Origin of the sequence: Ideonella sp. BN130291, from assembly GCF_036231905.1 — a bacterium.
Lineage (GTDB): Bacteria > Pseudomonadota > Gammaproteobacteria > Burkholderiales > Burkholderiaceae_C > CAMLIZ01.
In genome coordinates this window covers 1-1,631 of record NZ_JAZARE010000018.1, presented here as the reverse complement: position 1 = coordinate 1,631, position 1,631 = coordinate 1, and the positions used below count along the sequence as shown (strand labels likewise).

Sequence of the window (1,631 nt, the reverse complement as noted above, 5' to 3'; positions counted from 1 at the left end):
GCCGCGGCCGACCACGACGCCCGCATCCGGCGCGAAGCCCTCGAATGCCGCGACCGCCTGTACCTGGGCCGCTCCACCGTGCGCAGCCTGCGCGCGGGCACCACGTTCAGCCTGCGCAACAGCCCGCTGGATGCCCTGCCGGCCGAGCTGGCCGGCAGCAAGCGCTTTCTGGTGGCCCGGGTGCGCAGCGCCGGCATCAACAACCTGCCCAAGGAACTCAACGCGGCCCTGGCCAAGCGCTGGTTTGCCGGCGAAGCGGCGGCCGACCTGCTGCCCATGGACCTGGACCCGGCCGTCGTGGCCCAGGCCGAGGCCACCGGCTACGGCAACAGCTTCGAGGCCCAGCGTGCCGACATCCCCTGGCGCCCCGAGCCGAGGCCGAAGCCAGAGGCCGCCGGCCTGCACAGCGCCATCGTGGTCGGCCCGGGCGGGGACTTGGGGCCCCCCGGCGACATCCACGTCGACCGGCTCGACCGCATCCAGCTGCGCTTTGCGTGGCAGCGCGGCCTGCGCGAGGACGACCGCTGCACCGGCTGGGTGCCGGTGGCGCAATGGCATGCCGGGGCCCAGATGGGCTGCCGCTTCATCCCCCGCATCGGCCAGGAAGTGCTGGTGGGCTTTATCGACGGCGACATCGACCGCCCGCTGGTGCGTGGTGCGCTGTACAACGGCAAGGGTGAAGGCGGCATCCCGGCCACGCCGGGTGGGCAAGCCGCGGAGGCCGACACCAGCGTGTTCGAACGCAGCCATGACCATGCGCCCTCGGGCCAAGGCAACCTGGCCGGTGGCCACAGCCCGGCCTGGCATGGTGCCGGCCAGGCACAGAACAACCGCGCGGCCTTCAGCGGCATCAAGACCCAGGAGCTGCGCGGCAGCGGCTACAACCAGCTGGTGTTCGACGACACCGACGGGCAGCTGCGCACGCAGCTGGGCACCACCCAGCACAGCACCTGGCTGAACCTGGGGCACCTGGTCCACACGGCCGACAACCACCGCGGCAGCTTCCGCGGGCTGGGCTGGGAGCTGCGCACCGATGCGTATGGCGCATTGCGAGCCAAGCAGGGGCTGCTGATCAGCAGCTATGGCACCGACGCCAGCGACCCGGCGGGCGACAACGCACCGGGCCAGGCGCTGGCGCAACAGATGGTGCAGCTGGCCAAAAGCTTCAGCGATGCGGCCAGGACGCACCAGACGGTGCAAATAGCCGGCCATGTGGGCAGCTTCCAAGCCAACCAGAGCAGCCTGAGCGAGCGGCTGGCGCCGCTGAAGGCGATGCAGCAGGTGTTTGATGGGATGGTCAGCGGCTCCAGCCTGGACCAAGCGCAGAGTGATGCGGCGGACAAGTGCACCGCGCCCAGCAACAAGGTGCCCCACACCACCGATCCGGTGATCGGCATTGCCGCCAAGGCGGGGCTGGGCCTGGTGGCCGGGCAGGACATCGTGCTGGCCGCCGGCGAAGGCATCCACACCGCGGCGGGGCAGGACAGCACGCGCGCGATCGGCGGGGCGACGCGGCTGCACACCGGCCAGGCGATCGGGGTGCTGGCCGGTGCAGTTCAACCCGGCGATGAAGCCGCCGGCACCGGCATCACCATGATCGCCGGGCATGGCGACATCAACGTGCAGGCGCA

General features: G+C 71.3%; 1 protein-coding gene. It reads left to right on the top strand.

Annotated features, from left to right (window positions below; genetic code table 11):
* A partial coding sequence (locus tag VPH43_RS24600) for a type VI secretion system Vgr family protein (protein ID WP_328580420.1) occupies positions 1 to 1,631 on the top strand: 1,631 nt, incomplete at both ends.